Here is a 17982-nt window from a genome sequence, read left to right as displayed (position 1 = left end):
GACGATAAAATCGGTACCCATTTGGATTGTCCAGAGGATCTAGATTACATACCGGTGTTCTCGTCAATTTCTATCTTTAAAACGTCTAATCGCATCCTCGGTCACCGGCTCGAAGAGGTTAAGAAGGTTGCCGTCGGGATCGCGGAACAGAATAGAACGGTTCCCCCATGGCATCGTGGTCGGTTCCATGATCCAATCATCGACAAACGACTTCAAGCGCACATATTCGGCCTCGACATCGTCGACGCGGAACTCAATGATGACAGTGTGATTGTTGGCCCCCACTACGGAACCGGCACCGAATAGCTGCGCTGTCTGGGAGTGGCCGATGGCAAGTGTGCCTGATGGCACAATGAGTTCGGCAAATACGGGCGCGGGCCGCTCTGCCGAAACCCCCATGACTTTCTCATAGAACTCGACGAGACGGTCCACGTCGTCAGTAATGATGCGTACAGAAGCGAAATTCACAAGATATCATCCTTCCTAGTAATAACAGGTTTGGCGTGTCATATTTACATGTCCAATTATAAAAAAGCGCTACTGACAACGTTATGTCAGTAGCGCTTTAAAGTTTTTCTATCGTGATTTTAGGCTGTGAGATAACCGTATCAGTAGTGGCTCAGCAGCGCTAATGCCTCTTCGTTTTCAGGCTCAAGTTCCAACAACTTTTGTAAGTACCTCTTGGCGTCTTCAACTAAGTCTAACTCGAAACAGCAAATGGCTAGACAATAAAATACAGTAGATACGACCTCGTCTTGCTCTTCGTGTACCGAAATCTCCAAATAATATTTGGAGTGTTCGTACATGTCCATCTCGAATAGGATCAATCCCGCATCAAGCGCCAGATCATATCGCTGCTCCATGACGTAGTACGATGACCACATCAGTTGAATGCCTCTAAGCAAATCCTGCTTTTCGTCTTCATTTGATTCAGGCAACAGGTTGGAAATCCGCTTCGTACTCTGAATGAAAAATTCCGCATCATAGCCGCCCAAACGCCAAAAGCTTAAGATTTGCTGCAACCCCATACTATCCAGATTGCGGTCCACCCACCACTTCATACTAAAAAAATCATCAGGACCAAAGCGTTCAATACAACGACGGTAAGCTAATCGCAGGTTGTGATAATCCATTGGTTTATCCAAATGGAGAATACTGCCCACATTAATATTTTTATAATGATGCGGAGGAAATAACGCCGCAGCTCCTTTTTGTTCATAGACATAATTCATCGCATGGTAGTTTGCCGTTAAGGAAAAGCTTCCATGTAAAATCAACTCGGGTGGTTCTGCAAATTTCCAGCTATCCAGCAAGTGATCTCCTTTGTCTGCGGTTATCAATAGAAATCCACACTGGGATAACCGATTCAAATGCTCTAGACAAGCGATACCCGCAGCAGGAAATAAAATATGCGAGTCTTCTAGTTGTTCCTGATAAAGGGAAATCACATTGCGGTAAGGATAGGTTTCTTGTTCGTACTCGGGCGCTCGTCGATGCTCATAGCTTAAAGTGATTTGATCTAACCAATCTGCTGGTTTAAGTGAATCATGATGTTCAGATTGTTCAACATAAACATCCGTTTCATAAACTTTCCCATCGCCAATGTAAATCAATTCTTGCGGTATGCTATCGAAGAAGTAGTTGGCCACAAGAATTAACGGTTGTTTTAAATCTCCTTCACGAATCGTTGTGCCTGATACAATGAGGTTCAGCACGGAATCATGCACCGCATCAAATCGCGCAAAGTCCAGTAACCCTTCGGCAATAAACTTTTGAAACGCGGGATGCCCCTTCCATGCCATAACATTATCCATGGCCAAATCCGTCATGATATAGCGAAACGGAGGCAGTGGGATCCCAGCGTAGTCTATTAACTGACACAATTCGTGTAACAAATGGAAAGCAAAACGTCCCGCTCCTGCCCCAAGCTCCACAATATACACTGGCTCAGAGCCATTTCCCCTATTCGCTCGATCCTGTAGAAACCCAAAGATCATTTCTGCATAGGCAGCAGCGATCATGGGATTACTCGTTATATATTGGGGAACTTGGTCATTATTCCAGGCCTTCGTTCCCTTCTCTTCATAATATTCTCGCTGGACTTTCCAGATCGGTGCTTCACTGAAACGGTAACATTGTTTAGGATTGCTTGTCATTTAGGCCTGCCTATAAAATACTTTGTCTTCGTTATATTTGGCCTTGCCGTCATTAATGATATACGTTTCATAAATTTCTCTGTGAACAGGATCTTCCACGATGCAAACTTCGATTTTCGTTACTTCGTCTCTGTGCATTCTGATCGGGGATACGGAATCCTCAAAATGTTTTTTGATTCTCGGTCTTAGCTTTCTGGCTTTTCCTACGAACAACAATTCATCTTTATCGTTGTAAAACATGAAAATCCCACCTAACTCTCTGGTGATCAGGTGAAATTCGGTGAAGCCGTAAATGTTGCTTTCCTGAGGGTCAACCTTTTTGGTAATAGTGACATTAGGGGTGGGAATGATGATATTGATCATAATAGTTACTTCCTTTGCCTTATTAGATTGTGTACGGTGCTCGTACACCGAGCTTACTACATGGTATCATTATACCCAACTTTTTACGATTCTCGCTTCACGGATATAGGTGCTCCATGAGCGTATATGGCAAGAGGGCACCCGAAGGGGTGCCCTTTAATAGCCGCTAGTGAATGTTAGGACGTTATTATTCCGATATAATCATTTCGTCTTCTATAGGATCAGAGTCAATGGGCAGTGGGTTTGTCCTTACCGAATAGTCGCCGAACGCCTGGATCTCTTCGTCACCGTTCAGTGCGATTACCCGGAAGTTATATTCCGTATCCGGCTCAAGATTCTCAAGAACAATATAATAGTTACCAACGGAATCGATTAGTTCGCCATTCATATAAACTTGATATGTTACCCCTTCTTCCCCATACTCATCCCAGTAGAGTCCAATGAAATCGGACGTGACTTCAGCCCTCAACTCTTGGATTTCTCCATAGTACGCGACACGGAAGGAAGTTTCAGTTACTCCGCCTGTTCCATCATCAGCCGTAATATGAATGCCCGAAGAACCCTTCCCGGTCGGCCTAATGATCAGCATAGCTTCCTCAACAACTGCCTCTGCAACTGCCTCATCACTCGAACGGACGGTAAAGGTTAACTCGTCTCCATCCGCATCATGGAATACCTTACTTAAATTGAATTCGTAAGGAAGATCAACGTTCACCATGATATCGGATATACGCTCAACCACCGCTGGGGCAGTATTGGTCGGTGTTGTCGGTGTTGTCGGTGTTGTCGGTGTTGTCGGTGTTGTCGGTGTGGAAGGTGAAGGTGAAGGAGCTGGCGCAGGTGTTGGTGTTTGTGCCGGCGCAGGACTCGGTGCCGGCGATTGTCGTGCTTGCTCCTGCTGAAGCCTTCTCTGCTCTAGAGCCTTTTGCTGCCCCTCGAATTTTTGCTTTTCAGCATCCGATAGACTTTGTTTATACGCTTCCTCTGCCTTCTTAGCGGCTTCTTCCTGTCTCTTTTTATTTTCCTGTTCGATCCGGTTTCTTTCCGCTTCCAGCTTGGCGATCAGGGATTGTTTTTGCTCGGCTAGTTGACGCTCCTTGTTTTGCTCTTCCACTCGCCTTTTTTGTTCTTCTGCTAATTTTTTCTGCATTTCCTGCTCCAGCTTCTCCTCATCCGACAATTGAAGCGGCTGGATATTATTTAAATCAATCTTTTTACCGGATTGTTTATTGTACTCATCGATAAGTGCCTGCAATGGGCCTGATTCGATCTTTTTCTGATCAAGAGCCTGGCTTAAAATATTCGCAATCAGATTATCTAAGTTATTCTGGTATCGTTCCAGATCATCTTGAGTCAAGCCACCCGAATTTTCGCCAGACATAGTGCCGGTAATTTCGTTGCGCATTTTCTCCAACATTTCCGCATTTTCCTGATCTATTTTCTGCTTAGCCTTTAATAAGGCTTCGATGACAGCCGGTGAGGCTTGATTAACGAAATCAGCCGGGTCAACTATAGCTGGCAGATTTGGCATTGTCGAATCTGGTCCCGGGAAAAGGTTCACCTGCTGCGCAGGATATACAAGTGCCGGATTCTGACTGGATCCGTTACCGCTTGCCTGGACCAGGCCGCTGTTCACCGAAAGCGTCGGCAACCCCGTAACCGGATCGATGCTCACCATAAAATTTGTGCCGCGAACATTAGTCACAGCCGTCGGCGTCAGAATGTTGAAGGTATCCTTGGCATTTACCAGCGAGGACACATTGGCCGAAGCCAGCCCGCTCCATAACATAAAGCTCGTGTGCTTGATATGAGAGGTATTACTGGAACTCAAATTTGAAATATACAGCTTCGAGTTTTCACTAAGCGTAATTTCATCCTCACGGTCGGCTGTTTTGATGATCGCAGACGTATTCTTTTCCGTGACAATATGATCCCCTTGGTGAAGCTTCATCCCATTGTAGGCCCGATAAGTCAATGAACCTCCCGCCTGATTGATCCAGACCGTTCCTTTAATCTGATCCAGCACCGCCACGCGCGAATTGCGATTTAAGGCAGGCAACTTATCGACAATTTCCTCAATTTCACGCAGAATAACGGTTTTCGTAGAGAGGTCCCATTGCACATCCGCTCCGAATACTTCGCTGAACAATCTGACCGGAACGTAGATACGGCCATCTTTTGTATAAGGCGCTGCCTCAATCACCTGTTGCTCTTCCGTGTCCTCTGCGGCATTCCGGATCGATACCAGTTCACTTTCCAGTTGCAGTTGGATGCTTACCTTGCCCTTCGTCAATTCAATGGTACGCTGGTTATCCGACAATCCAACCTTGTAGCCCAATTTTTCGCTTAAGGCTCTCAAAGGTACCATCGTATGACCCTTTACCACCTCGGGCTGTACGTCAAAGCTGATTACCGAGTCATCCACCGCCACCTTCACCTGCTCGTTGCGGGGCAGATTGGATGGAAGCCGGTAATATTCAAGCTCGCGGATTTTATTGTTGTAACTGTCCGCAATGAGCAGACTACCGCTTGGCAGCACCGCTACATCGGCAGGATTGTGAAGCAGGTTGTGACCGTTGATGCCATCTACTTGACCAAACTGCGCAGGCACACCGGCAATTGTACTCACATATCCATCCACAAGATAACGGATCGTGTGGTTCAAGCTATCGGCGATCACCAGTCCATTCTCTTCCGTTACAGCAATTCCCTTAGGAAACAGAAAACGCGATTCTGAACTTGATCCATCCGCATACCCGCCTTCGGCATACAGGCTTCCATTCGCATATACAGGTCTCTCCCCCGGGGCCAAGCCCGCTGCGGTTGTAACCATACCTTTGGCCAGGTCAATATAGCGAATCACGTGATTCCCTGTATCGCTTACATATAGATTGCCTTTATGGTCAATTGCAATGCTGGTAGGCTCATTAAACCGGGATGCCGACAATTCACCATCCGCATAGTCCCCTGCAGGAACCACATAGCCGGCTTCAACCTCTACCACGCGTTCAGACGGAGCGTTAAGCGTGGTCACTTGCCCATCTGGCGTGACTTGACGGATCAAATGATTTAACGTATCCGCAACATACAGCGTTCCATCTGCAGCAACAGCCACATCCTGAGGATGGTGGAATCTCGCTCCTGCACCTAAGCCGTTCTCATCGCCGATGATGCCATCACCGGCAACCGTGGTAACCATTCCGTCTTTAGATATTTTCCGTATCCGGTGATTGTCCGAATCCGCTATGTAGATGTTGCCATTCGTGTCTATATCTATGCCCGAAGGACCGTTAAATACGGCATCCTGCTTAGACCCGTCCTGCCAAGCTCCCTCAGGAGTGACGTTGTCTTCATCAAGCACTAAACCTGCATAAGTAGTGACTTCTCCATTCTTTACTTGACGAATGAGATGATTTTGAGTGTCCGCCACAAGCACGGAACCATCTTTTAAGACAGCGATTCCTTGAGGTGTACGGAAAGAAGCCTTTGATGCCGCTCCATCCCAATCGTCAAAATTACCGCTTCCTGCAAAATTCGATACCCTTGAAAGAGCTTCCTGGCGGCCACCCCGGGACGGTTCGTCTTGAATTCCAGCAGCCCCTGCAGCAGTGCCTCCAATTAAAGTCATAATCATAACAACGATTAACAAACGACTAAACATGTTCCTCATATAGTTCCCCTTTCACCTCATCAGTTAGGCTTATCTCCTTACTAGATCCCCTTATCATTCGACACTATCTAGACATAATAATCGAATCCTAAGTGATTTAAGTCCTACTAAAGTAGTATTCAGGAAAAAAAGATAGACCCAGCATGGGAGATTCACCCTAAAACAAGGAAGCGGCCCCTATAAGGCTCGCTCCCTTGTTTGTCACTCTATCAATCCTAGCTCTCTCGCTAGTACGACGGCTTGCCCTCTCCGCTTTACGCCCAACTTGCTGATGATTCTGGATACATGCGTCTTGACCGTTGTTTCAGCTATGCCGAGTAGATCAGCAATTTCCCGGTTCGATAATCCTTCCGTGATCGCCATTAAAATCTCATACTCTCGTTCGGTCAGCGGATCGGTCAACTCCCTTTGGTCGGCTGTTGAGACAGAAGTAGGGGCCGCTTCCTCGGTACCTGCCATTTTGGCGCCCCCAGCCTCATCTTCCAGCAGTTTGACATAAATGATGCGCGTCGCTGCAAGCTCCAACACCTTTACATCCCGCTCCGTAAACACACCCGGCAAATGCCGGTTTTCCAAGTAGAGCAAATAGGAAGTCCGCTCACCCGGAACTGCTACCGGCATACACAAGATCGATCGGAGCTGTTGTGCTTCAATATAGGGATCCTTGATCCAGAAACCCCGGATTGCATCATCGAGAACAAGCGGCTCACCCGTCATTGCCGTATGGCACAGGACGCTCTCTGCATACATTTCGAATGCCGCTTCCTTCCCTTGTATTTCCAACCCATTCGCTTCAATAGCGAACCCATCTTCTCGGTGACTCAACAAGAGGACTCGATCGGCTCCTGTTTGTTGAAGCGTCGCTTCCAAAAGACTTGTCGTCCAGCTAGCCTGCTTGGGCTTGCCGGGTCCGTCGACGAGTTGCCGCAAAAGCTCGTATTCGCTTTCGCTCACTGCTTCTATATTTTCCGCTTGAGCGTTTTGCCGGAGCAAATCCATGCGCGTACGATCGCTTTTAATTTCCTTTCCCAAGGCTGGCCTTTCCTGCTGCGTAGAAGCCCGATCCACCATCTCGGTATGTTGGATTCTGTTTCCGGTTACCTTGGAGGTTATGCCCCATTCGGCGTAAGCAGCGCTGGCATCCACCAAGGCGATCGCGGCTCCGGTCCGGCTGAATAGATCGTCTCTATAGCAGACTGCAAGCCGTTCGCAAGCGATCCCTTCCATTAATGCATACTTTTCAGCCTTTGCCTGCCCGATCGCAGCCATATACCCGGGTACTGCAAGCATCGGATTCCCGGCAATGCGTTCCACTTCCGCCTTCATCAGGAGATACGCCGAGGACGTATTGCCAAGAAATCCTTGCCAACTTCTCATTCTCCGCAATTGAAGGCGAAGAGTCCTCCTTATCTGCTTGCGCTCCTCCTCATCCTTCTCAAAGAATACAGCAGCTAAAGTCAAACTCTCATAGAAGCGTTGCTTTCGGATTCTCGTCCGGTCCAGTGGCAGTTCGTTAGTCCTTCCCTGCTTCGCCCAGTACAACGCTTCCCGATAATTGCCTGACAAGTAGGCGACTTCTAGCCTGCAACCACAGCTATAATTGTCTCCTTCCCTTGGTTCCAAATCGATACTGGACGGAGCCTGCGCAATAGCGATGAAGCTCTCTATCCGGGAACCGTCTTGCAGCGCCTTTAGATAGCTTCCTGCGATCCGCACCATCTCCATCGTCGTGTCGTTGGCGTTCTGACGCATATTCTCCTCGAAGTAATGTAGCAACTCCTTCAAAGCATACAGGTCTCCGTTATGCGTCACGAGACAGGTAATCAGGGCCAGGTTGGCAAAGTCCTTTTCCCCGGCTTCCAATCCTTGGCGCATCGACTTGTACAGCATGACGGAAGCTTCCGAGGGCTTGTCCAGTTGCTTGGACATGCCACCCACGAAAGTAGACAAATGCTGATTTCTGAACTTGGAGGTATCGGCCATTTGCTTAAACACCCGTTCGGCAATCGGAGGTGCTTGAACATAGCTCGGAAGCACCCTCTGCATGATCAGTTCGTATTCGCTGATCATGACAGCCAGTGACTCGTTTATCCCTTTACGGAGCCCGTAACGAATAAACCGCGCATACAGTTCAAGCAACGCTCCCGAGTCATGCATGAGCAGCGGAAAGAAAAGCTGCACCAACAGTAGACTTAACTCCGCATACTCCTGATCGGGAGGATCGGACAACCGATAAGGCTTGTTACGTTTTCGATACAACAGGATCCCTGTCCGCAAGACTTCCTTGGCGATAGACAACAGGGAACTCTTCTCCCGGAGCTTCCATCCGTAGGCCGCCAGAGCCTCTTTTCCGAATTGGATTGCCTTTTCGTTGTCCACAAACGCATGAAATTGAATTAAAGGTGACCATATACGCGAACGCTCCGTTCGGCTCATCCACCCGCTGTTCTTGTTCAAATCCGACAAGATCCCTCTCGCCTGTTCGGGATGTCCGTCCATGTACTCCGTCCATGCCAAAACCAACCGCAGTTCAACATGGAGTTCTCCCGCCTCGAACTCCGCTGACAGACGAAGCCCGTTTTCGGCATACTCTTTCCCTTTTGCATACCGCCCTTCTGCCAATGCCTTCTTCCCCGCTTCAAGATTATGCTCAGCCAGTTGACGCACCTCATGCTTCGGCAGAATCGACGAGGCCAGATTCAAATGATCGATCGCCGTTACGATCAGATCATCTCCCCATTCCGGAGGACGGCGTTGTAGCAATTGACCTATCTTTCGGTGCCGATGCGCGTTACGTTCTGAGTCGATACCATAAACCATTTGGTGAACGGACTCATTTACGAACAAGTAGAATCTATCCTGTTCGTCCCCATGCTCCGCTTCATCCTCGCGACAGATGAGTCCTTCCACCTCCGCCTCTTGAAGCTTATGGAATGCGGCATCCGGCGACATGTCGCACGCTTCTGCAAGAATCGATAAGCGAAAAACCGGCCCCATCACGGCAGCCATGACCAGAAGCTCCTTCATGTCGTCCGAGAGCCTGTTGAAGCTTGTCTCCATCAGGCGAAGATTAGCTTTCAGGTCGCCTATTTGCCGGGTTACTTCCGGATCCCAGGACCACTTACGCCGTTTCTCGTCAAAGCCGAGTCTTTTCTCTTGCAGCCAGTTTTCCAGCAAGAGACGTACGGCCCGGGGATTACCTCCGGTTTGATCGTAAACCGACCTTGCCAGAAGACGAATACGGGCGGAATTTTCATGTAGGGCATCGGAGACATATTGGCTCACGTCTTCATAAGTGAGCGGCAGAAGGGCTACTTGTTCCTCGGGATTCTTAGTCCATCTCTCGGGTAGCCAGGAAGCCGCCGGATCTTGGTACGGGTCTGGTTCAACGAAACCGGAAGCGCCCCCCTCTTCCGTCCGGCAAGCTCCAATCAGGAACAATCCGGGCACTGCGCGCTCCTGCACAAGCGATCGAATTACCGCATGCGTTCCGGGGTCGGCCCATTCCAAATTATCAATATACAAAACGAGTGGGGGGCTGCATTCTGCCAAACAACGAATCAAATCCGGCAGGCGCTCTCCCCAATGCTCCCAACCCCTCTTGTCGTTGAGGGCTGTCGACGGCTCCATCTCATCCTCGAACAGCGGCTTTGCCTCGGGCAAAAAGGATACAATCTCCTGCGCTGCTCGTCCAAACTTGGCCTGCAACATCATCCTTAGTTGTGAAATGATATTGGCCGGCTCGCTCCACAACTGATGCACCCATTGCCGTATGGCTTGAAGAATCGGCTCATATGGTGTACCTTGCTGGAGGGCTTCTGCCTTCCCCTCTACAAAACTGCCGCCACGCCGGACGACGTTCAATTGAAGTCTACGAACGAGCGCCGTTTTGCCGACTCCCTCCTGACCCGTCACCCATAAAAATACACTATTGCCTTGAGCAGCCTGCTCAAGCCCGGCCTCCATCCGTTCTACTGCGGCGCTTCGCCCGTACCAGGCATCGGATACTCCCAGCGAACGGATTTTGTCTAAGCGACCCAATTCAAATGGCACGAGCCGTCCGCTGCTTTTCAGCATTTCCCGACACGTTGTCAGGTCATCCAGTAACCCGTATGCGGTTTGGTAACGGTCCTCCGGAGATTTGGACAGCAGCTTCATCAATACGGCCTGGAGCGGTCCGTCTTCTTCCTGCCCAGTGTCGGACAGCGGCCGAGGCGTTCTGCGAATATGTGCAGAACTCCAATCTTCGCCGTCTTCAGGAAGAAAAGGCAATTGGCCGGACAGCAGTTCATAGAGAATGACACCTAATGCATAGAGATCACTTCGTTCATCCGGTACGCCATGGATCCGACCCGATTGTTCGGGAGACTTGTAAGCCGGATGCCCTTCTCCGATCTCCGTTATGTATGCTTTCTTTTCTTCACATTGAATAATGACGTTAAAGGGGCTCAAGCATCCAATCAACGCACTTTGTTGATGTTCGCGGAGCACCATTTCCGACAACATAATGGAGAGTTCAATGAAACTATCCAGCTCTATGGGATGGCTCGTTATAAAGTCTTTTACTTTTCTATCACTGCTAATGATTATACACACCTGTCTAATTGTATTCTCAGCTCAAGTTATAGATGGTTTGAAGGCTACTAACTCTCCCTTGGCAGGAAATATGAATATCCATTTATTATTTAAATTTTAATCTCTCATATCTTCAGAGTCCAACACTTTTACAATTAGCTGTATAGAGAGACACGGTTCGGCAAAAGTTACTAATTTACGAGATGGATTTACAATAATTTACTTTAAAAAGTATAATAGGAATAATGACTCATTTAATAGGAGGGCATCCCTTGGATAACAGTTACAAAGGGCCACAGTACGAGTTTTATCCGCCAACCCCATCTCATATTCCGCCACAGGCGAAGACGAGTGGCAAAGCAATTACCTCTTTAATACTAGGTATAATATCCTTAATTACTTTGCCAATAGGAGGAATCATAGTTCTTGGAATTGTTGGCTTGTTCAGCGGTATCCTTGCGATTGTGTTCTCGTCTTTATCGTTTAAAGAAATCAAGCGAGTGCAGGTGCGAGGACGCGGTATGGCAATTGCAGGGTTGGTTTGCGGAATTGTCTCGACGTCTGTGAATGTGCTTGCCTTTGTTATCTCGTTTGTGATTGGCTTCATGAGTGCTATAAATAATGTGTAGACATAACAAAACCGCTTTCCCAAAACTGGAACGCGGTTAAAGAAGATTCATTTATGAGGTGATCATATTCCGGTACTCTACCTGGGAACGTTCGCCTTGTTTTCGTACGCACTATAACAAATATTAATTTCACTTATATTATTTTATAAAGGTATAGTAAACTTATAGTGTTTGAATAATAGTTATTAATTTTATATAAATGTACTCGATTAGAGGAGCGATTATATTGACAAGAGCAGTTGGCACAATTGTACGCGGGCTTCGCGGTCCAATCATCAACCAAGGAGATCATATCGAACAAATCGTAGTTGATACGGTATTAAATGCAGCAAAAAGTGAAGGATTCTCGATTGAGGATCGTGACATTGTAACCATAACGGAATCCATTGTCGCTCGTGCACAAGGAAACTATGCGTCCATTGACGATATCGCAACAGATATACAAGAAAAATTCGGTGATGACACCGTTGGTGTTATTTTCCCAATTCTTAGCCGGAATCGATTTGCAAACTGCCTGCGGGGAATTGCAAAAGGGGCAAAACGTATAGTCTTAATGTTGAGCTATCCATCGGATGAAGTGGGGAACCACCTTGTAGACATCGACGAACTAGATGCTAAAGGCATAAATCCATGGACGGATGTTTTAACAGAAGCTCAGTTCCGTGAGCATTTCGGTTATAAAGAGCATACATTTACAGGTGTTGATTACATCGAATATTATAAATCTCTGATTGAAGCTGAGGGAGTAACTTGCGAGGTTATTTTTTCAAACCATCCAAAAACCATTTTAGACTATACAAAGTCTGTATTAACTTGTGATATTCACTCACGTTTCAGAACCAAACGAATTTTAACAAATAACGGTGCTGAAAAAGTATATGGACTCGATGATATTCTTTCAGAATCCATCAATGGCAGCGGCTTTAATGAAGCTTATGGTCTACTTGGATCAAATAAAGCAACTGAAGACAGTGTGAAGTTATTTCCAAACAACTGCCAACCCGTCGTTGATGGGATTCAGGCGAAAATCAAAGAACTAACAGGTAAGACCGTTGAAGTCATGGTTTATGGCGATGGGGCATTCAAAGATCCTGTCGGGAAGATTTGGGAGCTTGCAGACCCGGTAGTATCACCTGCTTACACTCAAGGACTTAATGGCACGCCAAACGAAGTGAAATTAAAATATTTGGCAGATAACAACTTTTCGCACCTTCGTGGAGAAGAGTTAAAACAAGCTATTTCTGAATACATCCAGAATAAAAACGAGGACTTAGTTGGAGCGATGGAAGCACAAGGTACTACACCTCGTAGATTAACTGACCTAATCGGATCATTGTCTGATTTGACTTCTGGTAGTGGGGACAAAGGAACACCTATGGTCTATATACAAGGTTACTTCGATAACTATACAAAATAAGATCAGTAACAAAAAGGGTGTCTTAAACCAAGACATCCTTTTTGTTGCAGTTCGGTACGTTGGCGGATTTACCCGATTGAGCGCCCCGTAGAACTTACAAATGTGAACCCCCGGTTGCGTCAATGAATTGTCCCGTTATCCAACGGCTATCCGAAGAGGCGAGAAACGCCGTCACATCCGCGATGTCAGACGGTTGTCCAACTCGGCCAAGGGCAGACATGTCATTCGCTTGCTTCTGCCCTTCTGGAGTATGGAGCCAAGGAGCGTTAACATCCGTATCCACAATCCCCGGAAGAACCGCATTTACCGTAATTTGACGCGGACCTAATAATTGCGCAAGATGCAGCGTGAAGGTATTGATCGCTCCTTTGGTAAGATTGTAGGCCATGATGTGAGGGAATGCGATTCGAGTCACGCCAGAAGAAATGTTTATAATGCGTCCCTCATCGCGAAGCAAGGGTAACGCTCGTTGAATAAGGAAGAAAGGTGCCTTCACATTCACCGCAAATATTTCATCGAATGACTCCTCCGTCGTTTCCTCCAACGTATTCGAAGTTCCGATACCGGCATTATTTATGAGAATATCGAACTTATCCGAATGGTCGTAAGGATCACAGCGATGTACTAAGGATGCCGCGGACGTATGACCTGGCAAAACATTAATTCTAACGCGATCGCTGCTTGGTATCATATTCGTCGATATCGGTAATGCCACTTCCAGATCCACTTGATCGTCTATTGCGTTACCGTGTTTGATAACAATAGACTTACTTGCCTGCGTCTCGCCGTAGGCGCGAACGTATTGGATAACCTCATCCAGCAGCACGCAAAGTCTCGACATCGGAACAATCGCGCGTATCGAAGCAACTAACATCGGATTTACCTTGCGCAAGGCAATCGGATATTCCTTTTCATGGGCAGCTGCAAATACTTCGGCTCGATCAAGCCTTTCATTAATGGCATTTAGTTGATTCTCCGACTCCCGAATGAGGCGGCGGAGTTCAGCTTGCTTTTGCGCCACCAGACTCCTCACGCCTTCTTCCGAAATATCCTCCTTCAGAAACGTCGAGATTTGATCCAGCGTAAAGCCTTGCTCTTTAAAAATATGGATTCTCTTTATGGTCAGCAACTGTGCTTCGGAGTAAAAGCGATAACCATTGTTTATGTCTACGACGTCCGGTCGCACCAGCCCAATCTTGTCGTAATAACGCAAAGTCTTAATTGAAACGCCACTCAGCTTTGCGAACTCCCCAATCTTCAGCATCGCGGCCGCCGCTCCTCTCCGATTGAAGTCTTTTCCCTAGGCATCCCCCGACGTAACAGGGTTAACCGCGAAGAGAGAATGGATGTTGCCTTCAGGATCTGCAAAAAAGCCCGTAGTATGCCCCCAGGACATGACTTTCGGCGCAGTGATCCCTATCGCTCCTTTTGAAATCAACTCATCATACATCACGTAGACATCCTCAGGAGTATCACATTCAAAATTAAGCTCAAAAGACTGCCCTTTCCGCTCTTCCGCATAAGAAGGATGATCGTTTGTGTTATCCGCCATTAAGGGTGCCGAAAAAATAGCCAGACGAACGCCATCATTTTCAAATTCCGTGTAATTCTCTTCGGTTACGATCACCTTGAACCCCAGCACATCCCGATAAAAGCTCGTTAATCCAGGTACATCCAGCGCCAAAATCGTAATCCCTTCTAATTTCACTCTCATCACAAGCCTCCTCTCCTAATGATTATTCCCAAGAATATAACATCTCTCTATATCCCACATCCCATAGGGCTTCATCCCCCTCAATAGTTATTGTAAGCTCGTTTCCCTGCTCGATTAAAATAGAGCCCATACCCTGCTCATGTCGCCCGGCTTCGGCAGATGCGGACAACATCTCCTGCCCATCGACGGTAACTTTAATGCTGCCCTGGGATTCCAGATGATCCGGAATGCCATAATTAAAGTAAAGATACAACTCCTTCTTATTGCCTAGCTTATACGTGAGTGTTTCTTTGTTTTTACCTTCACTTCGGTACACATTATATTGAGGTTGCACCTCTTCACCCCCAATCTTCAGCGGGGCCAGCTCGGTTCCCGTTACTGGAACCCCGGTACCATCCTCCCATTCATGGATTGCCACAAAAGGGCCCATTTCCTTCGTGAACACTTGATCAAGGACCCCAAAGACTCCCCATACCCCAATCATCAAGACAATGCCGGATATGAACGCAACACCAATATTCCTCAAGTCATTCTTAGTACGAAAGCCCAATTTGTACGCACCGAATCCGACGGCCGCGCCCGTTGTGTTCTGGATGACATCATTGATGTCGAAGCTCCCGAGCAAGGTGAATGCCTGAATGGTCTCCAGCACGAGAATAGATAGGATAAACAGCGTCATAAAACGAACAAACCTCATCCGATATAGCAACGGAATGAGTATACCGAAAGGAATGAAAGCTGCGACATTCCCAAAACCCACCAAATCCATCACCGTAGGGTGCAGAAGATCGGATAAATCCGGCAGCCTAAAAAAACCGTCCGGTAGAAACATGAACGTGTACTCGGAGATTTGATCGGCCTTACCCGCTCTGCCGAAGGCGAAGAATAAAAAGTAAAGAATAAATACGGTATAGAGTATAGTGAGGGTGAACATAATTTTGCGGTGTTTCTTCAACTGCATGGTCTTTCCTCCACATGATGAGACTTTCCTGTTCATTTTAAATTATCATAATCCAGAAAGTAGTTTTTTTATTTTTTCAGTTGTTGGGGGATCCAAAGGAATATTAACTGTAACTTGGAGATCAACAGAGTCTATAGCCTGTAGAGAAAGATGGCCAAGACGAAGGGTACCCGCAACAGGATGATGAAGTAGCTTTTCACCTTCCGGTACATTTATAACATGATGCAACGGCCACCACTCCCGGAACTCCTTGCTTTGCTGATTCAGATCCTCAATAAACTCTTCCCACCAAGGATCCCCGACTTTATTTGCATAATTCGCCCGGAGCTGCGCCAGCCTAAGTTTGGCATTAGCTTCCCAACTATCACCAAGCATTTGCCTGGCATAATCCGTAGTGAATAAGCGCCATATGGAATTTCTTTCTCTTGCCGACATGGATTCATAATCTCCATAAACAAGAATCGCGGCCTGGTTCCAGGCTACAATATCCCACCTTGAATTGACCACAAAGGCGGGGCTTTCCCCCTGTCTGTCCAAGAAATCCTGCAGTAGCCGGCTTACGTTGTTCTGGGGTGCATATTGATTCGGGGGTAAATGTCCTACAGCCAGCAAGAAGAGATGCTTCCGCTCAAAGTCGTTAAATCTCAGTGCACGGGACAAGCTATCAAGCACCTGAATGGAAACTTGAATATCTCTTCCCTGCTCCAGCCATGTGTACCAATCCACACTGATACCTGCGAGTGCGGCAACCTCCGCCCTTCGAAGACCAGGTGTCCGCCGTCTTTCACCGGGAGGCAAGTCTACCTGCTCCGGAGTCAGAGAGGCTCGTCGGATACGGAGAAATTCCGCTAATTGCCCAGTCTTTTCGCGTTCCCCCTGCATTTTATTCCTTCCCTCCACTCCTGTATTCTGGGAGTAACACTCCTAGGATCATTCCCTCTCTCGTTATTCTATACCATCGACTATATACTAATGTAGTCTTCATTTTAATACAGGATGAGGGTATGAAGCTCATGATCGGAGGAGGAGAATCTATATGAATCTACCACAGGGAAATCAATTAAAGGGTGAGGAAAGAGAAAAGTTATTGGATTGGAGCAAAACCTCTCTGGTCGTCATCGACCTGCAAAAATGGATCGGCAATCAATATGCTCCTTATTCCGCCGAGACGGTCATTGCCAATTCAGCTAAGCTGGCCCTTCATTTCCGGAATAAGGGGGCTTTTGTGACGCTCGTGCACGTATCCAGTAAAGATTTCAAAGATATGCCTTCTCCCAAGCTCGATATCACACCACCTAAACTAAATCTGATAGAGGGCTGGGATGAATTTGTTCCCGAGCTCGGAGTGACGGAAACAGACCATATCATCTCCAAAAAGCAATGGGGAGCTTTTCATGGAACCGACCTTGATCTGCAATTACGCCGCCGAAACATTGATACGATCGTTCTATGCGGCATAGCCTCAGGGATTGGAGTGGATACAACCGCCAGAGAGGCATTTCAGCATGGCTATCATCTTATTTTTGCAATCGACGCCATGACCGGGTTTACCAAAGGCGAACATGAGCATGTAAGAAATATCATTTTCCCTAGGATAGGCCGGATTCGTACGACAGAAGATATCTTGCTAGCGGAACCTTAAAGCCTTTGTATATGTGTATTAGTAAATGAGGAATCCTGATATTTCAACCCGGCACCTATTGCTCTATCCATGCATATATGGGCGATCCAGATGATCGATCCTAATAATAGATAATCGTTTGAAAAATATAAATAACCTAATACAAAAAGCAGGGGGAAAATAAAGGTGTGTCCCAAATTATAAACCATCGCACCTATTTTCTTATTCATTGTGTACCCGAGCATTGTAAGATCAGGAACGAATAAAAGAACTACGAACAACCATATGGGAAAGTGTAGCTGCATGTAAATAAAAAGGGAAAGCGCAAAGGCAACTGCATATTCAACATGAACGATTTGTTTATTTGTCATCATCTCTCTCCTTATAAATCCTTTTGAAATAAACCAAGCACTAGTTTTTCAATATCGTCTATATTCTCTAAATACTTCACATCACTTGCAAGTTCTTTAATGGTCTGCACGACTTTCAATGCCTGTTGATAAAACGAGATTTTTTCCTCAAGTTTCATGATTTTTTGATCGAATAACAATACTGTTGTATCCTTACATTCGGTTGATATAGATTTGTTGTCTCGTAATAGAAGTAATTGTTGAATTTCCTTTATTGTAAAACCTAATTGCTTCAATACGATGGTAATTTGTATTTGTTTTTCACATTCTTCATCAAATTCCCGATAACCATTTTCTAGTCTAATTGGAGTCAATAAGTTCTCTTTTTCATAATAGCGAATGGTGTCCGTTTGAATTTGGTATTTGCTCGCAAAATCCCCGATTTTCACTTTAGCCCCCCTTCCAGGAAAATCATAACATTGGAGTAAACTCCAGAGTCAACTATTTATGACAGATAGCGCTAATG

Annotated in this window: 13 protein-coding genes and 2 pseudogenes; 3 read left to right on the top strand and 12 right to left on the bottom strand. The window is 46.6% G+C overall.

Going from position 1 to position 17982, the window contains the following annotated elements; all coding sequences use genetic code 11:
* Window positions 1–63: 63 nt before the first annotated feature.
* From KB559_RS20255 to KB559_RS20235, 5 genes are all read right to left on the bottom strand, one after another.
* Window positions 64–468: a VOC family protein gene (locus KB559_RS20255; RefSeq protein WP_211024474.1), complete on the bottom strand. Its 405-nt coding sequence runs from the start codon at window positions 466–468 to the stop codon at window positions 64–66.
* A gap of 140 nt (window positions 469–608) precedes the next feature.
* Window positions 609–2156, bottom strand: a complete 1548-nt coding sequence (locus KB559_RS20250) for a tetratricopeptide repeat protein (protein ID WP_211024472.1) — start codon at window positions 2154–2156, stop codon at window positions 609–611.
* The gene (locus tag KB559_RS20245) at window positions 2157–2519 is read right to left on the bottom strand and encodes a nucleotide excision repair endonuclease (protein ID WP_211024470.1); all 363 of its coding nucleotides are present in this window, start codon (window positions 2517–2519) and stop codon (window positions 2157–2159) included.
* 187 nt (window positions 2520–2706) lie between these two features.
* Entirely contained in the window at window positions 2707–6147 is a 3441-nt protein-coding gene (locus KB559_RS20240; RefSeq protein ID WP_247681976.1) for a stalk domain-containing protein, read from the bottom strand.
* A gap of 243 nt (window positions 6148–6390) precedes the next feature.
* The gene (locus KB559_RS20235) at window positions 6391–10695 is read right to left on the bottom strand and encodes an AAA family ATPase (RefSeq protein WP_211024465.1); all 4305 of its coding nucleotides are present in this window, start codon (window positions 10693–10695) and stop codon (window positions 6391–6393) included.
* Window positions 10696–11036: 341 nt separating this feature from the next.
* Between KB559_RS20235 and KB559_RS20230 the strand changes: the two genes are divergently transcribed.
* Entirely contained in the window at window positions 11037–11393 is a 357-nt protein-coding gene (locus KB559_RS20230; RefSeq protein WP_247681975.1) for a DUF4190 domain-containing protein, read from the top strand.
* Between the two features lie 226 nt (window positions 11394–11619).
* Window positions 11620–12810 (top strand): coenzyme F420-0:L-glutamate ligase, encoded by a 1191-nt coding sequence (locus KB559_RS20225; RefSeq protein WP_211024461.1) that lies wholly within the window; start codon window positions 11620–11622, stop codon window positions 12808–12810.
* A gap of 94 nt (window positions 12811–12904) precedes the next feature.
* On the opposite strand, the pseudogene KB559_RS25270 reads toward KB559_RS20225, so the two are convergent.
* The 5 genes and pseudogenes from KB559_RS25270 to KB559_RS20205 all read right to left on the bottom strand — a co-directional run.
* Window positions 12905–13402: pseudogene (locus tag KB559_RS25270) on the bottom strand (SDR family NAD(P)-dependent oxidoreductase); the annotation flags it as partial.
* 471 nt (window positions 13403–13873) lie between these two features.
* Window positions 13874–14074, bottom strand: a pseudogene (locus KB559_RS25265) (MerR family transcriptional regulator); the annotation flags it as partial.
* A gap of 36 nt (window positions 14075–14110) precedes the next feature.
* Window positions 14111–14524, bottom strand: coding sequence for a VOC family protein (locus tag KB559_RS20215; protein ID WP_247681974.1), 414 nt, complete (start codon window positions 14522–14524; stop codon window positions 14111–14113).
* A gap of 22 nt (window positions 14525–14546) precedes the next feature.
* Window positions 14547–15485, bottom strand: coding sequence for a VanZ family protein (locus KB559_RS20210; RefSeq protein ID WP_211024455.1), 939 nt, complete (start codon window positions 15483–15485; stop codon window positions 14547–14549).
* A 45-nt stretch (window positions 15486–15530) separates the two neighbouring features.
* Entirely contained in the window at window positions 15531–16367 is an 837-nt protein-coding gene (locus KB559_RS20205; protein ID WP_211024452.1) for a helix-turn-helix transcriptional regulator, read from the bottom strand.
* 154 nt (window positions 16368–16521) lie between these two features.
* Between KB559_RS20205 and KB559_RS20200 the strand changes: the two genes are divergently transcribed.
* On the top strand, window positions 16522–17127 hold the full coding sequence (locus KB559_RS20200) for an isochorismatase family protein (RefSeq protein ID WP_211024450.1): 606 nt from the start codon (window positions 16522–16524) through the stop codon (window positions 17125–17127).
* On the opposite strand, the gene KB559_RS20195 is transcribed toward KB559_RS20200, so the two are convergent.
* The gene (locus tag KB559_RS20195; protein ID WP_211024448.1) at window positions 17124–17477 is read right to left on the bottom strand and encodes a DUF4260 domain-containing protein; all 354 of its coding nucleotides are present in this window, start codon (window positions 17475–17477) and stop codon (window positions 17124–17126) included. The genes KB559_RS20200 and KB559_RS20195 overlap by 4 nt on opposite strands.
* Window positions 17478–17488: 11 nt before the next feature.
* On the bottom strand, window positions 17489–17905 hold the full coding sequence (locus KB559_RS25260; protein ID WP_211024446.1) for a MerR family transcriptional regulator: 417 nt from the start codon (window positions 17903–17905) through the stop codon (window positions 17489–17491).
* Window positions 17906–17982: the final 77 nt, after the last annotated feature.

The organism is Paenibacillus sp. Marseille-P2973 (genome assembly GCF_018101095.1).
Classification (GTDB): Bacteria; Bacillota; Bacilli; order Paenibacillales; family Paenibacillaceae; genus Fontibacillus; species Fontibacillus vini.
Note: the sequence above shows the minus strand (reverse complement) of the source record. Positions and strands in the feature narration are given on the sequence as shown.

Excerpts from the sequence above, each read along its gene's own strand:
- KB559_RS20250 (WP_211024472.1), bottom strand. The coding sequence starts at position 2,156 with ATGACAAGCAATCCTAAACAATGTTACCGTTTCAGTGAAGCACCGATC.
- KB559_RS20245 (WP_211024470.1), bottom strand. The coding sequence starts at position 2,519 with ATGATCAATATCATCATTCCCACCCCTAATGTCACTATTACCAAAAAG.
- KB559_RS20240 (WP_247681976.1), bottom strand. The coding sequence starts at position 6,147 with ATGACTTTAATTGGAGGCACTGCTGCAGGGGCTGCTGGAATTCAAGAC.
- KB559_RS20235 (WP_211024465.1), bottom strand. The coding sequence starts at position 10,695 with ATGTTGTCGGAAATGGTGCTCCGCGAACATCAACAAAGTGCGTTGATT.
- KB559_RS20215 (WP_247681974.1), bottom strand. The coding sequence starts at position 14,524 with ATGAGAGTGAAATTAGAAGGGATTACGATTTTGGCGCTGGATGTACCT.
- KB559_RS20210 (WP_211024455.1), bottom strand. The coding sequence starts at position 15,485 with ATGCAGTTGAAGAAACACCGCAAAATTATGTTCACCCTCACTATACTC.
- KB559_RS20205 (WP_211024452.1), bottom strand. The coding sequence starts at position 16,367 with ATGCAGGGGGAACGCGAAAAGACTGGGCAATTAGCGGAATTTCTCCGT.
- KB559_RS20200 (WP_211024450.1), top strand. The coding sequence starts at position 16,522 with ATGAATCTACCACAGGGAAATCAATTAAAGGGTGAGGAAAGAGAAAAG.
- KB559_RS20195 (WP_211024448.1), bottom strand. The coding sequence starts at position 17,477 with ATGACAAATAAACAAATCGTTCATGTTGAATATGCAGTTGCCTTTGCG.